Below are 14795 nucleotides of genomic sequence, written 5' to 3'. Positions count from 1 at the left end.
TGCCTCGTGACCCATGAGGGCACTGATTCCAGTGCCATCCCCATGGTCGCTTGCCAACACCAAATACGTCACTTGACATAAATACGTACGTACGTATTATTTCATCATGGGTAGACAATCACTCCGCGAAAAACTCCTCGACGCTGGTTTCCGGACCATATGGAATTCAGGCTATGCCGCCGCCGGCGTGCGCGACATTGTTGCCGCGGCCGATGCCCGGCCGGGTTCGTTCACCAACCATTTCGCCTCCAAGGAGGAGTTTGTCGGGGAGGTGCTCGACCGCTATTTCACCTATGTCAGCGGCCTGGTCCAAGCAGCCCTTGCGCAGGACGGGACGCCGCCCGTCGGCAGGCTGCGTCGCTACCTCGATGTCATCACCTCGAAGCTCGAAGCGCATGACTGGGCGCGCGGCTGCATGATCGGCAATCTCAGCCTCGAAACCGCAGTGCACAGCGAACCGCTGCGCCTGCGGCTTGTCGCCATCTTCGAGCGCTGGCGCCAGCCATTCGCGGCCTGCATCGCCGAGGGCCAGGCGGCCGGCGACATCCCCCGGGCTTTCGATGCCGACGACCTCGCCGACTTCCTGCTGTCGTCCTGGCAAGGCGCCATGCTGCGCATGAAGGTCGAGCGCAGCCCGGCGCCGCTCGAGCGCTTCAAGAAAATCATCTTCAGCACAGTCTTTGCAAAGGAGCCGACCCAATGAGTTTGAATGCCGACAAGCCGCAATCCGGCTCCACCGCGCTGCGGCGCGAGGAAATCGCCGTGCTTGATTCGACCATGTCCTATGTCGAGGCCGGTGCGGCCGGTCCGACCGTGCTGTTCCTGCATGGCAATCCGACCTCATCCCACATCTGGCGCAACATCATCCCGCAAGTCGCGCCGCTAGGGCGCTGCATCGCACCGGACCTGATCGGTTACGGCCAGTCCGGCAAGCCCGATATCGATTATCGCTTCTTCGATCATGTGCGCTATCTCGACGCCTTCCTCGATGCGCTCGACATCAGGGAAATGGTGATTGTCGCGCAGGACTGGGGCACGGCACTTGCCTTCCATCTCGCGGCGCGGCGGCCGCGCAACATTCTCGGCCTCGCCTTCATGGAATTCATCCGGCCCTTCGAGTGTTGGGAGGATTTTCACCAGCGTCCGCAGGCGCGCGAACTGTTCAAGGCGCTGCGCACGCCGGATGTCGGCGAAAAGCTGGTTCTGGAAGATAATGTCTTCGTCGAGAAAGTGCTGCCGGCCTCGGTGTTGCGCACAATGAGCGACGAGGAGATGACGGCTTACCGGGCGCCGTTCCCGACACCGCGATCGCGCAAGCCGGTGCTGCGCCTGCCCAGGGAATTGCCGATCGAGGGTCAGCCTGCCGACGTCGCCGCCATCAGCGAGCACGACCATCGGGCGCTGCGGCTTTCCACCTATCCGAAACTGCTGTTCGCCGGCGATCCAGGTGCGCTTGTTTCGCCGCAAGCCGCAGGCGAATTCGCCGCCGGGCTGAAGAACTGCCGGTTCATCAATCTCGGACCCGGCGCGCACTATCTGCAGGAAGACCATGCCGACGCGATAGGCGAGGCCATTGCCGGCTGGCTTCCAGAGATCGTTCCGGCGAGCCACATGGCCGAGTTGGCCTGAGCGCGCCACGCCAGCCGGCGGCGTCAGCGCCGCCGGACCGGTCGACAGCCCGGCACTGCGCTGCTAGAAGCCCGGCCTGTCACACGGAAATCCTGAAGAATGCCTGAAGCAATAGAAGAAGAAGTGGCGCGCCGCCGCACCTTCGCGATCATCGCTCACCCGGACGCCGGCAAGACAACGCTCACCGAAAAGCTGCTGCTGTTCGGCGGCGCCATTCAGCTTGCCGGCGAGGTCAAGGCCAAGAAGGATAGGATCCAGACCCGCTCCGACTGGATGAAGATCGAGCGCGAGCGCGGCATTTCGGTCGTCACTTCGGTGATGACGTTCGAATACGAGGACAATGTCTTCAACCTGCTCGACACGCCCGGCCACGAGGATTTCGCCGACGACACCTACCGCACGCTGTCGGCGGTCGACAGCGCCGTCATGGTCATCGACGCCGCCAAGGGCATCGAGCCGCGCACGCTGAAACTGTTCGAGGTTTGCCGGCTGCGCGACATTCCGATCATCACCTTCGTCAACAAGATGGACCGCGAAAGCCGCGATCCGTTTGAGATTTTGGACGAGATCGAACAGAAGCTGGCGCTGGATACCGCACCGATCACCTGGCCGATCGGTCGCGGCAAGACGTTTTCCGGCACCTATCACCTGGCGCTGAATGCGGTGCGCAAGGGTGACGACGAGAAGGAACGCACGCCGGTCAACGGTCCCGATTCCAACCGCGTCGCCGGCCTGTTGCCGGAGAACGAGCGCGAGGCCTTCATCGAGGAGCTGGAACTGGCGCGCGAAGCCTGCCGTCCGCTCGACATCGACGCCTTTCGCGAGGGCCATCTGACGCCGGTTTATTTCGGCTCGGCGCTGCGCAATTATGGCGTCCGCGACCTGATCGAGGCGCTTGGCGCCTTTGGGCCGCCGCCGCGCGCGCAGGAGGCCGATGCCCGCAAGGTCGAGGCGACCGAGGACAAGATGACGTCCTTCGTCTTCAAGATCCAGGCCAACATGGATCCCAACCACCGCGACCGCATCGCCTTCGTCCGCGTCTGCTCGGGCAAGCTCGAGCGCGGCATGAAGGCCAAGCTGGTGCGTACCGGAAAGCCGATGAGCCTGTCGGCGCCGCAGTTCTTCTTTGCCCGCACCCGCGTCACCGCCGACGAGGCGTTTGCCGGCGACGTCGTCGGCATCCCCAACCATGGCACGCTGCGCATCGGCGATACGCTGACCGAGGGCGAGGAAATTCTGTTCCGAGGCGTGCCCAACTTCGCCCCGGAAATCCTGCGCCGCGTCCGCTTGGGTGACGCGATGAAGGCCAAGAAGCTCAAGGAAGCGCTGCACCAGATGGCCGAGGAGGGCGTCGTGCAATTGTTCTCGCCCGAGGATGGCTCGCCGGCCATCGTCGGCGTCGTCGGCGCGCTGCAGCTCGACGTCCTGAAGGAGCGGTTGAACTTCGAATACACGCTCCCGGTCGAGTTCGAGATGTCACGCTTTTCGGTCTGCCGCTGGATATCGGCCGAGGAAAAGGCCGAGGTTTTGCGTTTCATCGAGGCACATCGCGGCGACATCGCCCGCGACCTCGACAATGATCCGGTGTTCCTCGCCCAGCACGCCTTCTCGCTGAACTACGAAGCGGAACGCTGGAAGGCGATCCGCTTCGCCACGATCAAGGACTATCAGGTTCGCGACAAGGCGGCTTGATGCGCCATCTTGCCTTCTCCCTTGTGGGAGAAGGTGTCGCCGAAGGCGACGGATGGTTCCAGGGAACGCCAAGGTCTCACTCCGCTGGAACACCCCTCATCCGTCTCGGCGCTGCGTGCCGATCCACCTTCTCCCACAAGGGGGAGAAGGGGAAGTCCGCTCACCCTCTGGCTGCTTCTTCGATCTTGGCGATGTCGATCTTGCCCATCTGCATCATCGCATTCATCGCCCGGCCGGCCTTGGCCCTGTCCGGATCCTGCAGCAGGCGCGGCAGTTGTTCCGGCACGACCTGCCAGGAAACACCGAACTTGTCCTTCAGCCAGCCACAGGGTCCTGGTTCGCCGCCACCCTCTGTGAGCCTGGTCCAGAAATGATCGACTTCTTCCTGCGTCTTGCAGTCGATCGATAGTGAGATCGCCTCGGTGAACTTGTATTGTGGTCCGCCGTTGAGCGCCAGGAACGGGACGCCGTCGAGTTCGAACGAGGCCACCAGCACCTTGCCCTCATCAGCGTGACCCTTGGGCCAACGCGTCACGCTCAGCTCCTTCGAATTCTTGAAGACGGACATGTAATGGTTCATGGCCTCCTCGGCCTGTCCGTCGAACCACAGGAAGGTGGTGATCTTTTGCATGGTCTTACTCCTCGTTTCTCTTGGGGGATGAAGGAAGCGTCAGGCGGCGCCTTTGGCAGCGTCCTGAAGTGAAGCGAGATAAGCGTCGAGCTGGGCATAGCTCTCGCCCATGCCGCGGGTCATGCCGGTGCCGAGCGCGCCGTCGCGGGCCGCTTGCGAAGCGTAGAGCACCGTCTGCGTCAGAAGCGTCTTCCCGCTCTGTTCGGTGAAGACCACCGTCCCGATGGTTTCGCCACCGGTCCAGTCCTCGTCGAACAATTCGGTGGCGACGATCCTGGCTGGACGCACGATTTCGCGATAGGCGCCGCTCATGCCCATGCTGCGGCCATCGCGGTGCTGCCAGACGTAGCGTGTGGCGCCGCCAACCCTGAGGTCAATTTCGCAGACCGCCAGCCGCCAGCCATCGGGGCCGTGCAGCCAGCCCTTCAGCAACTCCGGTATCGTCCAGCAGTCGAAGACCATCGGCCGCGACGCATCGAAGATGCGGGTGATCTGCACCTCGCGGTCGCTGGGCGTGGTCACCGTCAGTGTGGCGACGGTCGAACCGGGCAAGGTTGTGGTGCTCATGATGATCCTCCTCATGTTTGCCAAAGGACGTGCGACAGGCCGGTGATCCGACACACGCCGCGATGTTTTCGCGCTATTGGTCGGTACTGTCGGGGGCTTTCTCGGCCTTCATCGCGCCGAGCAACGCGTCGAGGCGCTGGAAGTTGCCTTCCCAGATCCTTCGATAACGCTCCAGCCAGTCATTGGCCTCTGCCAGCGGTTTTGCTTCGAGCCGGCACGGCCGGCGCTGTGCGTCGCGGCCGCGTGAAATCAATCCGGCGTTTTCCAGCACCTTGAGGTGCTTGGAAATCGAGGGCTGGCTCATCGCGAAAGGCTCGGCGAGTTCCATCACGGATGCTTCGCCCTGGATGAGCCGGGCAAGAATGGCGCGGCGCGTCGGATCGGCGAGTGCGGCAAAAGTGGCGTCCAGCTGGTTCATCGGGTATCCATAGCCAAATGGGTATATACCTAATTGGCTATATACAGGCGAACACCGCTCGTCAACCTCACATCCGGATTTCGTGGCGCATTGCAAAATTGTGGCCAGACCAGGCTTGCGCGTCTATAAGGCCTGCGGTCCGAATTCAGCGCCGCCACGCTCCGCATGGAGCGCAGCAAGCCAGCCAAGGAAAATTCATGCCTGCCTATCGCTCCCGCACCACCACCCATGGCCGCAACATGGCCGGCGCTCGCGGCCTCTGGCGCGCCACCGGCATGAAGGATTCCGATTTCGGCAAACCGATCATCGCGGTGGTCAACTCCTTCACCCAGTTCGTGCCGGGCCATGTCCACCTGAAGGACCTCGGCCAACTGGTCGCGCGCGAGATCGAGAAGGCCGGTGGCGTCGCCAAGGAATTCAACACCATCGCCGTCGATGATGGCATCGCCATGGGCCATGACGGCATGCTCTATTCGCTGCCGTCGCGCGAGCTCATCGCCGATTCCGTCGAATACATGGTCAACGCGCACTGCGCCGACGCCATGGTCTGCATCTCCAATTGCGACAAGATCACGCCCGGCATGCTGATGGCCAGCCTACGCCTCAACATCCCGACCGTCTTCGTCTCCGGCGGACCGATGGAAGCCGGCAAGGTGGTGCTGGCCGGCAAGACGCAGGCGCTCGACCTGGTCGACGCCATGGTGGCGGCCGCCGACGACAAGATCTCCGACGAGGACGTCAAGGTCATCGAACGTTCGGCCTGCCCGACCTGCGGTTCCTGCTCGGGCATGTTCACCGCCAATTCGATGAATTGTTTGACCGAGGCGCTTGGCCTGTCGCTGCCGGGCAACGGCTCGACGCTGGCCACGCATGCCGACCGCAAGCGCCTGTTCGTCGAAGCCGGCCACCTGATCGTCGATCTCGCCCAGCGCTATTACGAGCAGGACGACGAAACCGCCTTGCCGCGCAACATCGCCTCCAAGGGTGCCTTCGAAAACGCCATGACGCTCGACATCGCCATGGGCGGCTCGACCAACACCGTGCTGCACATCCTGGCCGCCGCGCATGAAGGCGAGATCAACTTCGATCAGGACGATATCGACGCGCTGTCACGCAAGGTGCCCGTGCTGTGCAAGGTGGCTCCCGCCAAGGCGGATGTGCACATGGAAGACGTCCACCGCGCCGGCGGCATCATGGCGATCCTCGGCCAGCTCGACAATGCCGGCTTGATCAACCGCGACCTGCCGACCGTGCACACGCGCACGCTGGGTGAAGCGCTCGACCATTGGGACATTTCGCGCTCGACCAGCCAAAGCGTGCGCGATTTCTTCCTCGCCGCGCCTGGCGGCGTGCCGACGCAGGTTGCCTTCAGCCAGGACCGCCGCTGGGACGACCTCGACCTCGACCGCGAGAAAGGCGTTATCCGCTCCGTCCAGCACCCCTTCTCCAAGGATGGCGGCCTTGCCGTGTTGAAGGGCAATCTGGCGCTCGACGGCTGCATCGTGAAGACCGCCGGCGTCGACGAATCGATCCTGAAGTTCACCGGCCCGGCCCGCGTGTTCGAAAGCCAGGACGCCAGCGTCAAGGCGATCCTGGCCAACGAGATCAAGGCCGGTGATGTCGTCGTCATCCGCTATGAAGGGCCGCGCGGCGGTCCCGGCATGCAGGAAATGCTCTACCCGACCAGCTATCTGAAGTCGAAGGGCCTGGGCAAGGCCTGCGCGCTGGTCACCGACGGCCGCTTCTCCGGTGGCACCTCCGGCCTGTCGATCGGCCATGTCTCGCCGGAAGCCGCCGAGGGCGGTTTGATCGGCCTGGTGCAGCAGGGCGATACGGTCGAGATCGACATCCCGAACCGGACCATCCGCCTAGCCGTCAGCGACGCTGAACTTGCCAGCCGCCGGGCGGCGATGGAGGCCAAGGGGATTGCTGCCTGGAAGCCCGAGGAAAAGCGCAAGCGCAAAGTGACGACAGCCTTGCGCGCCTACGCCGCGATGGCGACCAGCGCTGCCAAGGGCGCGGTCAGGTTCGTGCCGGAGTAAGGCTGAATTCCATCAGCGTGGCGCTGCCCATCATTGTCCTGCCGGACATTTCTCCCCGTATAGTGACGGGGAGAAAGGCGCCGTCACCAACGATTTCGCCAATTGTAGGCGTTGACAAAGAGCGGCGAGGCCGCAGCATCTCCCTTTTCCCCGACACTATACGGGGAGAAGGTGCCGGCAGGCGGGCGGCACAAGCGCTGCAGATTTTTTGCCGCCACGATAGGATGCTGATTCTTCAAGCGGGATGACGACGGATGGATTTCGACCTTATCGTTCGCGGCGGCACGCTGCCTGATGGCAGGGTCGCCGACATCGGCATCGTCGGCGAGACAATCGCGGCGATCGAGCCGAAGCTCGACGTCACCGCCGGCACGGCGATCGACGCCAGTGGCAATCTGGTCTCGCCGCCCTTCGTCGACCCGCATTTCCACATGGATGCAACGCTCTCCTACGGTATACCGCGCATCAACGCGTCGGGCACGCTGCTCGAAGGCATCTCGTTGTGGGGCGAGCTGAAGCCGCTGTTGACGCATGAAGCCGTGCGCGACCGCGCCCTTGTCTATTGCGACTGGGCGGTGTCGATGGGTCTGCTTGCGATCCGCACCCACGTCGATGTCTGCGACGACAGGCTGCTGGCGGTCGAGGCCCTGCTCGAGGTCAAGAAGACGATCGCCCCGTATATCGACCTGCAATTGGTCGCCTTTCCGCAGGACGGGTTTTATCGCTCGCCGACGGCACATGAAAACACCATCCGCGCACTCGACATGGGCGTCGACATCGTCGGCGGCATCCCGCATTTCGAGCGCACCATGGCCGACGGCACGCGCTCAGTGACGGAGCTGTGCGAAATCGCGGCCGGGCGCGGCCTGATGGTCGACCTGCACTGCGACGAGACCGACGACCCGCTGTCGCGCCATATCGAACAGCTTGCCTATGAGACGCAGCGCCTCGGCCTGCAGGGCAAGGTCGCCGGCTCGCATCTCACCTCGATGCATTCGATGGACAACTACTATGTCTCGAAATTGCTGCCGCTGATCGCCGAGGCGGGTGTTTCGGCGATCCCAAATCCGCTGATCAACATCATGCTGCAGGGCCGCCACGACACCTTTCCCAAGCGCCGCGGTATGACCCGGGTCAAGGAAATGCAGGCGCTGGGCATCCGCGTCGGCTGGGGCCAGGATTGCGTGCTCGATCCCTGGTATTCGCTGGGCACCGCCGACATGCTCGACGTCGCCTTCATGGGCCTGCATGTTGCCCAGATGTCGAGCCCGGCCGACATGGCCCGCTGCTTCGACATGGTCACCAATGTCAACGCGTCGATCATGGGGCTCGATCATCTGGGCCTGGCGGTCGGCAAGCGCGCCAGCCTGGTCATCCTGGATGCCGGCAATCCGATCGAAGCCCTGCGCCTGCGCGCCGAACGCCTGTGCGTCATCGCCAGGGGCAAGGTGGTGGCGCAGCGGTCGAAGCAGGACACCAGGCTGTCCATCCCGGGCAGGCCCGGCCTCGTGAACCGCAGGCACCGGACGCCGCATCAGGCCCAATAGAACAGGCCAGACCCAGCCGATTCCCGGTTCTGGCCTTGCGGATTTCCGGATTTCTCCTCGTCAAAGCAGGCGCTTCAGTCTACGACGCGGCTCTAAATCAAAGAGATAGAGCATAATGTCGTCCGAAAACCGCTTCACACTTTTCGGCATCATGCTCTAGGGAGGAATCGGGATCGGCATGACGCAGCCCGTGGCGCAGAATTCCACAATCAGGAACGTGCTTCTGGCCGGCATCCTTTTGATGCTGGCCGGCGATTTCCTGTTTGCGCTGAACGATGCCATGGGCAAGTGGCTGGTCGCCAGCTTCTCGGTCGGCCAGGTGGTGCTGATCCGTTCCATCGGCGCGTTCTTCGTGCTTGGCCCGATGATCGCCCACCAGGGCACGGCCAAGCTGTTTCACATGGAGCGCCTGGAGTTGCAGCTGCTGCGTGTGGTGATGACGACGCTCGACACGGCACTGTTCTACGCCGCCGTCGTCTACCTGCCGCTTGCCGACGTGATGAGCTTCTACATGGCCGGACCGATCTATGTTGCGGCACTCTCGCATTTGTTGCTTGGCGAGAAGGTCGGCTGGCGCCGCTGGATGGCGATCCTGCTCGGCTTCTGCGGCGTGCTGATCATGCTGAAACCGTCCTCGGCGGCGTTCTCGTTGTCATCGAGCTTCGCGCTCGCCGGCAGCATTGCCTTCGCCTTCGCCATCATCCTCAACCGGCGCCTGCGCGGCACCAGCGACACCAACCTGGTGACATGGCAAACCATCGGCACGATGGTGGTCGGCGGCGTACTGACCATCGGCGCCTGGCAGACCCCGTCGGCGCTCGATTTCGGCGCCATGCTGCTGCTCGGCATCGTTTCATGCGGCGCGCATCTGATGATCACCAGGGCGCTCAAGCTGGCGCCGGCCTCGACGCTGGCGCCGCTGCATTACACGCTGCTCCTGTGGGCGGTGGTGTTCGGGCTGGTGTTCTTTGGTGACGTTCCCGGTCCGCGCATCCTTATCGGTTCGGGCATCGTCGTTCTCGCCGGCCTGTTCATCTTCCACCGCCAGAAAGTGGTCGACACCACGGTGCCGCCCGAAAACGTGCCCAAGGGCGTGAATTAGGTTTCCGGTGCCTGACCCAGGCGTATCGCCGCCAGGTGCCGTGAAAACTCCGCCGTCTCCATCAACGCCTTGCAGCGCACGAACCGCCCGTCGGCATAGGCGCGGAAATCGTCGACCGGATTGTTGTTGGCGAGTTGGATCAGCCCCCACAATGTCCACAACAGGTCGCACATCGCCTTGTAGATGACGATGCGGCCGCGCTCGGCCGCTCTGGCCTCGCCGCCAAAATAGGCGCGCATCATCTCTTCGTCCTGCGCCGTATCGAATTTTCCTTCCACGCTGAGGTCGCCGAGATCCCAGAGCGGATCGTTCATGCCCGAATATTCCCAGTCGACGATCCACATCCGCTCGCCTGTATCGAGAAAGTTCTCGCACAGTGGATCGCAGTGGCAGGCAGCGAGGGGCAAGGGATGGGCGGCCAGCGCCGAGCGCACGCTCCCGGCCTCGCGCACCACGTCGTGATAGCCGGTGGGCAGGGCGACGTCCTTGGTCGACAGCACCTTGAGATAGTCGTCGATCATCGCAAACAGTTCGAAGCGGAAGGGAAACACCGCGCTGGAATTGTGCAGTTTGCGGAAGGCCTCGCCGGCCCGCGCCGGACTGCCGGGCCGAACCTTGAATTTCTCCGGCGACATCGTCTCCGCGCCGGCGATGAAGCGCGTCACCATGACCCCGGTGGCGGGATCGACATGCAGCACCTCTGGACTGACCTCCGCCTTTGCCGCTTCGCGCGCCGCCACCGCCTCGTTGGCGCGGTTGATGTATTCCTCGGTGCCCTTGCCGGGAATGCGCAGGCAGAACTCGCCAGCCTTGAAGACCAGATTGGTGAGGCCGCCGAGCCGTTCGAGCGGCCCGGTGTAGCCGGCCAGCATGGGAATGGTGGCCAAGGAAATGTCGGCAAGTGCCGCACGCGCCTCGTCTGTCACCATGCCTGCGCCCCCACGCTGTTATTTGTCGCAGCGACGGTTCCACAATTTTCGTGGTTTGGCTATCATGCGATGCAAGACCGATTGGTGGACAGGACAAAAGTGGCGCACAGCAAACATCGAGGCCCGCTTGCAGCAGCCTACGCGGCGAAGCGGCCAGAGGACGTCGCGGCACTCTATGACCGCTGGTCGCAGACCTATGACGCCGACATGTCGGCCGCCGGCTATCGCCATCCGACGATCTGCCTTGCCTTGCTGGCCCGCCATCTGCCGCGCGGTGCCGCGCCGCTGCTCGATGCGGGAGCCGGCACCGGGCTTATCGGCGAATGGCTTGATATAACAGGCTATCCGTTGGTCGAGGCGCTCGACATATCTGAAGGCATGCTGGCCCAGGCCGCCCGCAAGGGGGTCTATTCGGCGCTGCATTGCCTGGCGCTCGGCGGCAAGCTGCCGTTTGCCGACGATGCCTATGCCGGCATCATTTCGGCCGGCGTCTTCACCTCCGGCCATGTCGGCGCCGAGGGGCTGGACGAGCTGATCCGCATCTGCCGGCCGGGTGGCATCATCGTGCTGACAGTCAAGAACACGTTGTGGGAAGCCGGCTTTGGCGCTCGCATCGCCGAACTCGAGGCGCAAGGCCTCGTCACCCGCGTCGAGGAAACGCGCCCTTACGTCTCCATGCCGGGCGAGGCCGACACCGTGCCAAGCCGCGGTCTCGCCCTGCGCGTCACCTGATCTACGCTTTGACCCCGATCTACACTTTGACCTTGGCGGCTGTCGGGTCGTACATCGGCTCGAGATGGATTTGGGCCGGCGTCCGCTCCATCGCCACGACCAGTTCATAGTCGCCCGAGGCGAGAAAATCGTCGCTCACCCCGTCGGCGTTGCGCACGTAGCCATAGCCGATGTTCCGGCTCACCGTGTAGCCATAGCCGCCGCTGGTGAGATAGCCGACCGGCTCGCCATTGCGCAGGATGGTCTCGCGGCCGAGCAGCACGATTTCCGGGTCAACGACCGTGAAGCCGGCAAAGCGCTTCTTCAAGGCCGCGCCGCTGGTCTTCTCGAGCGCGCGCCGTCCGACGAAATCAGTGTTCTTGCGCAGCTTGACCGCCCAGCCCAAGCCGGCTTCCTGCGGCGTGTCGTTGGGCGTGATGTCGGAGCCCCAGGCGCGATAGCCCTTTTCCAGCCGCAGCGATTCCAGGGCGCGATAGCCGACCGGGCGGATGCCATGCCTCCCGCCGGCCGCCATCAGTGCATCGAAGACTTCGCCTGTCGCCGCGATCGGCACATGCAGTTCCCAGCCGAGTTCGCCGACATAGGTGACGCGCAGCGCCCGAATTGTGTGGCCGGCAATGGCAATCTCACGCACATGGCCGAACGGGAAACTGGTGTTCGACACGTCGGCTTCGGTCACGGCAGAAAGCACATCACGCGCCCGAGGCCCCATCAGCGACAGCGTGCCGAATTCCTCGGTGACATCGACAAGCGTGGCATCGAGCCCTTCGCCGATATGGTCACCGATCCATGACAGATCATGCGTGCGGAACCCGGTGCCGGTGACGATGTAGAATTTCTCCTCGGCCAGCCGCGCCACGGTCAGGTCCGCCTCGATGCCGCCGCGCGTGTTGAGAAGTTGCGTGTAGGTCAGCCGGCCGACAGGCTTGCTGACGTCGTTGGCGCAGATCCAGTCCAGCGCCTTCAGCGCGTCGGGCCCGCTCAGTTCGTATTTGGCGAAGGAGGATTGATCGAAGATGCCGACCTTCTCGCGCACGTGCCGGTGCTCGTCGCCGACCGCCGCAAACCAGTTCTGCCGACCCATCGAATAGACATCCTGCGGCTCGACGCCTTCGGGCGCGAACCAGTTCGGCCGTTCCCAGCCAAGCTTCGAGCCGAACACGGCGCGCTGCTGTTTCAGCCTGTTGTAAAGGGGTGAGACGATGCGCGGCCGCCCGCTGGCGTACTCCTCATGCGGGAAGCCGATCGTATAGTGCTTGCCATAGGCTTCCAGCGTGCGGTCGCAGACCCATTGCCGGTCGCGGTGCAGGTTGGAAAAGCGCCTGATGTCGACAACCCACAAGTCGAGCGGCGCTTCGCCGTCGACCACCCATTGCGCCAGCACCCAGCCGGCGCCGCCACCCGAGGCGATGCCGAAGGCGTTGAATCCGGCACCGACAAACATATTGGCGCATTCGGGCGCCGCGCCGAGGATGAAATTGCCGTCCGGCGTAAAACTCTCCGGCCCGTTGATCATCTGCTTGACGCCGACGGTTTCGAGCGCCGGCACGCGCGCCATCGCTTGGCGCATATGCTGTTCGAAATGGTCGTAGTCGTCGTCGAAGAGCCGGAACTCCCAATCGTCAGGCACATCTCCGGTCGTCCAGGCCTGCGGGTTGGGCTCGTAACCGCCCATCACCAGCCCGCCAACCTCCTCCTTGAAATAGGTGCGCCGGTCCGGGTCGCGGATGGTCGGCGCGTCGGTCGCCAGCCCATCGATCTTCTCGGTGATGATGTACTGGTGCTTCACCGGCTGCAGCGGCACGTTGATGCCGGCCATGGCGCCAACCTGCCGCGCCCATTGCCCGGCACAGTTGACCACCTTGTCGCAGGCAATGTCGCCCTTGCTGGTCTTCACCGTCGCGATGCGGCCATCCTTCATCTCGAAGCCGGTGACGCGCACATCCTCGAACAGTTTGGCGCCATGCATGCGCGCGCCTTTCGCCAGCGACTGCGTGATGTCCGAAGGGCTCGCCTGGCCGTCTGTCGGCAACCAGGAAGCGCCCACCAAATCGCCGGTTTCCAGGAGCGGCCACATCGCCTTGACCTCCGCCGGCGACAGCAGTTGCATGTCCATGCCGAAGCTTTTCGCCGTCGTCGCCAGCCTCTTGTACTCGGTCCAGCGGTCGGCATTGGTGGCCAGCCGCAGGCAGCCGGTCATCTTCCAGCCGGTGGCAAGGCCGGTTTCAGCCTCCAGTCCCTTGTAGAGGTCGACGGAGTATTTGAGCACGCGGGTGATCGAGGCCGACGAGCGCAATTGCCCGACAAGGCCCGCGGCATGCCAGGTCGAGCCCGATGTCAGCTTGCCCTGTTCGAGCAGCACCACGTCCGCCTTGTGGTCACGCGCCAGATGATAGGCCGTCGAACAGCCGATGATGCCGCCGCCAATGACGACGATTGCCGCCTGGCTGGGCAATGTCATGATTTCTGTATCCCGTACTTCGTTCTGTAGTTATCGAGCGCGGCTTCGAGCCGCGTCAGGTTCTCCTCGGTGTAGGCGACGTAGTCGATGCCGGGCGCGTCGAGGTAGAGTTCGGACACCATGCTCCACATCGCCTCGCGCAGCAGCGAAGCGCATTGCATGGCCGCGTGCGAGCGGCGGATCGCCTGGTCCGGTTCCTTCATGAAATAGGCGGTCAGGAAGGCGAAGGATTCCTCGTCGCTCATGCCGGCATTCGAGGCTACGCCGGCAAGGTCGAACATCGCCGTGTTGAAGCCGGCATATTCGAAGTCGATCAGCCACAGCCGGCTGCCGTCGTCTAGAATATTAGCCGGCAAAAGATCGTTATGGCCAAAAACGATCGGCAGCAATTTCTGCGCGCGCTCCAGTTCGTCAGCCAGCGTCAGCAAGCGCGGCAATTCGCTGCGCTTGCGGCTGCCGCCTTCTTCAAGGGTCCGCGCATAGTCGCGAATGACATGGAACACCCAGAACATGAAGCCGGCGCCGGAGACATGATTGGGCATCTCCCTGTGGAAACCGCGCATCAGGGCTGCGACACGACCAAGATTGGCGCGCACGTCCTGTGCAAGATAGGTTTTCGCACCAAGGTATTCCGTCACCAGGATGCCCGGTTCGGCATGGAGGACGGCTGGCGCGAAACCGGCGGCATGCGCCGCGCGTGCGGTCATCACCTCACGCTCGCGAAAGACATGATGGAACGGATAGTCCCTGCCGAAGCGCACGACGTGCTTTCCGGCCGCGTCCTTGACCACATAATTGGCGTTGCTCAGGCCGCCCGGCAACGGCGCGATCTCGATGTTGCCGGTCCAGCAGGGCAGGGCGCGGATGCGGTCTTCTGCAATCACGGAATCATCCCTGGTTTGCTGAGCGTCGACTTTGCTGAGCGTCGGCAAGGGCGCCATGGACAGCCCAACGACAGCGAGGAGAAACAAAAAATCTCGTCGGTGCGAGACGCCAGGATCGGTATCCCGCACCGCACCGACGAGCCCCTTGGCCAGGTTTTTGA

13 protein-coding genes are annotated in these 14795 nt (G+C 63.5%); 7 read left to right on the top strand and 6 right to left on the bottom strand.

Annotated features, from left to right (window positions below):
- Positions 1-106: 106 nt before the first annotated feature.
- From AC1D2G_RS06825 to AC1D2G_RS06815, 3 genes are all read left to right on the top strand, one after another.
- Positions 107-703 (top strand): TetR/AcrR family transcriptional regulator, encoded by a 597-nt coding sequence (locus AC1D2G_RS06825; RefSeq protein ID WP_477412835.1) that lies wholly within the window; start codon positions 107-109, stop codon positions 701-703.
- Positions 700-1629 (top strand): haloalkane dehalogenase, encoded by a 930-nt coding sequence (locus AC1D2G_RS06820; RefSeq protein ID WP_477393526.1) that lies wholly within the window; start codon positions 700-702, stop codon positions 1627-1629. Before AC1D2G_RS06825 ends, AC1D2G_RS06820 begins: the two co-directional genes overlap by 4 nt.
- Positions 1630-1728: 99 nt before the next feature.
- Positions 1729-3321 carry a peptide chain release factor 3 gene (locus AC1D2G_RS06815; RefSeq protein WP_477412833.1) on the top strand — a complete coding sequence of 531 codons (1593 nt, stop codon included), beginning with the start codon at positions 1729-1731 and terminating at the stop codon, positions 3319-3321.
- A 160-nt stretch (positions 3322-3481) separates the two neighbouring features.
- On the opposite strand, the gene AC1D2G_RS06810 is transcribed toward AC1D2G_RS06815, so the two are convergent.
- The 3 genes from AC1D2G_RS06810 to AC1D2G_RS06800 form a co-directional block, all read right to left on the bottom strand.
- Positions 3482-3952, bottom strand: a complete 471-nt coding sequence (locus AC1D2G_RS06810) for a VOC family protein (RefSeq protein WP_095082685.1) — start codon at positions 3950-3952, stop codon at positions 3482-3484.
- A 39-nt stretch (positions 3953-3991) separates the two neighbouring features.
- Positions 3992-4519 carry an SRPBCC family protein gene (locus AC1D2G_RS06805; protein ID WP_245331030.1) on the bottom strand — a complete coding sequence of 176 codons (528 nt, stop codon included), beginning with the start codon at positions 4517-4519 and terminating at the stop codon, positions 3992-3994.
- A gap of 73 nt (positions 4520-4592) precedes the next feature.
- A complete protein-coding gene (locus AC1D2G_RS06800) occupies positions 4593-4937 on the bottom strand; it encodes an ArsR/SmtB family transcription factor (RefSeq protein ID WP_095082680.1) in 345 nt (114 codons plus the stop codon).
- Between the two features lie 197 nt (positions 4938-5134).
- Here AC1D2G_RS06800 and ilvD point away from each other — a divergent pair, with 197 nt between their 5' ends.
- The 3 genes from ilvD (at position 5135) to AC1D2G_RS06785 (ending at position 9628) form a co-directional block, all read left to right on the top strand.
- On the top strand, positions 5135-6979 hold the full coding sequence (gene ilvD, locus AC1D2G_RS06795) for a dihydroxy-acid dehydratase (protein WP_477412831.1): 1845 nt from the start codon (positions 5135-5137) through the stop codon (positions 6977-6979).
- A gap of 254 nt (positions 6980-7233) precedes the next feature.
- Positions 7234-8526: an amidohydrolase family protein gene (locus AC1D2G_RS06790; protein ID WP_477304908.1), complete on the top strand. Its 1293-nt coding sequence runs from the start codon at positions 7234-7236 to the stop codon at positions 8524-8526.
- A gap of 178 nt (positions 8527-8704) precedes the next feature.
- The gene (locus AC1D2G_RS06785) at positions 8705-9628 is read left to right on the top strand and encodes a DMT family transporter (protein WP_457152730.1); all 924 of its coding nucleotides are present in this window, start codon (positions 8705-8707) and stop codon (positions 9626-9628) included.
- Here the strand turns inward: AC1D2G_RS06785 and AC1D2G_RS06780 are convergent.
- Positions 9625-10557 carry a phosphotransferase gene (locus AC1D2G_RS06780; RefSeq protein ID WP_477412829.1) on the bottom strand — a complete coding sequence of 311 codons (933 nt, stop codon included), beginning with the start codon at positions 10555-10557 and terminating at the stop codon, positions 9625-9627. The two genes, AC1D2G_RS06785 and AC1D2G_RS06780, sit on opposite strands and share 4 nt — an antisense overlap.
- Before the next feature lie 69 nt (positions 10558-10626).
- On the opposite strand from AC1D2G_RS06780, the gene AC1D2G_RS06775 reads away from it, so the two are divergent.
- The gene (locus tag AC1D2G_RS06775; protein WP_457152732.1) at positions 10627-11289 is read left to right on the top strand and encodes a class I SAM-dependent DNA methyltransferase; all 663 of its coding nucleotides are present in this window, start codon (positions 10627-10629) and stop codon (positions 11287-11289) included.
- 19 nt (positions 11290-11308) lie between these two features.
- Here the strand turns inward: AC1D2G_RS06775 and AC1D2G_RS06770 are convergent, their stop codons facing one another.
- A complete protein-coding gene (locus tag AC1D2G_RS06770) occupies positions 11309-13750 on the bottom strand; it encodes a GcvT family protein (protein WP_477412827.1) in 2442 nt (813 codons plus the stop codon).
- Positions 13747-14634, bottom strand: coding sequence for a phosphotransferase (locus AC1D2G_RS06765; protein WP_457152734.1), 888 nt, complete (start codon positions 14632-14634; stop codon positions 13747-13749). Before AC1D2G_RS06765 ends, AC1D2G_RS06770 begins: the two co-directional genes overlap by 4 nt.
- Positions 14635-14795 lie beyond the last annotated feature (161 nt).

Source organism: Mesorhizobium sp. P2_C7, assembly GCF_056404515.1.
Note: the sequence above shows the minus strand (reverse complement) of the source record. Positions and strands in the feature narration are given on the sequence as shown.

Bases quoted from the DNA above. Each gene is read 5' to 3' on its own strand.
- AC1D2G_RS06825 (WP_477412835.1), top strand. From the start codon at position 107: ATGGGTAGACAATCACTCCGCGAAAAACTCCTCGACGCTGGTTTCCGG.
- AC1D2G_RS06820 (WP_477393526.1), top strand. From the start codon at position 700: ATGAGTTTGAATGCCGACAAGCCGCAATCCGGCTCCACCGCGCTGCGG.
- AC1D2G_RS06815 (WP_477412833.1), top strand. From the start codon at position 1,729: ATGCCTGAAGCAATAGAAGAAGAAGTGGCGCGCCGCCGCACCTTCGCG.
- AC1D2G_RS06810 (WP_095082685.1), bottom strand. From the start codon at position 3,952: ATGCAAAAGATCACCACCTTCCTGTGGTTCGACGGACAGGCCGAGGAG.
- AC1D2G_RS06805 (WP_245331030.1), bottom strand. From the start codon at position 4,519: ATGAGCACCACAACCTTGCCCGGTTCGACCGTCGCCACACTGACGGTG.
- AC1D2G_RS06800 (WP_095082680.1), bottom strand. From the start codon at position 4,937: ATGAACCAGCTGGACGCCACTTTTGCCGCACTCGCCGATCCGACGCGC.
- ilvD (WP_477412831.1), top strand. From the start codon at position 5,135: ATGCCTGCCTATCGCTCCCGCACCACCACCCATGGCCGCAACATGGCC.
- AC1D2G_RS06790 (WP_477304908.1), top strand. From the start codon at position 7,234: ATGGATTTCGACCTTATCGTTCGCGGCGGCACGCTGCCTGATGGCAGG.
- AC1D2G_RS06785 (WP_457152730.1), top strand. From the start codon at position 8,705: ATGACGCAGCCCGTGGCGCAGAATTCCACAATCAGGAACGTGCTTCTG.
- AC1D2G_RS06780 (WP_477412829.1), bottom strand. From the start codon at position 10,557: ATGGTGACAGACGAGGCGCGTGCGGCACTTGCCGACATTTCCTTGGCC.
- AC1D2G_RS06775 (WP_457152732.1), top strand. From the start codon at position 10,627: ATGCAAGACCGATTGGTGGACAGGACAAAAGTGGCGCACAGCAAACAT.
- AC1D2G_RS06770 (WP_477412827.1), bottom strand. From the start codon at position 13,750: ATGACATTGCCCAGCCAGGCGGCAATCGTCGTCATTGGCGGCGGCATC.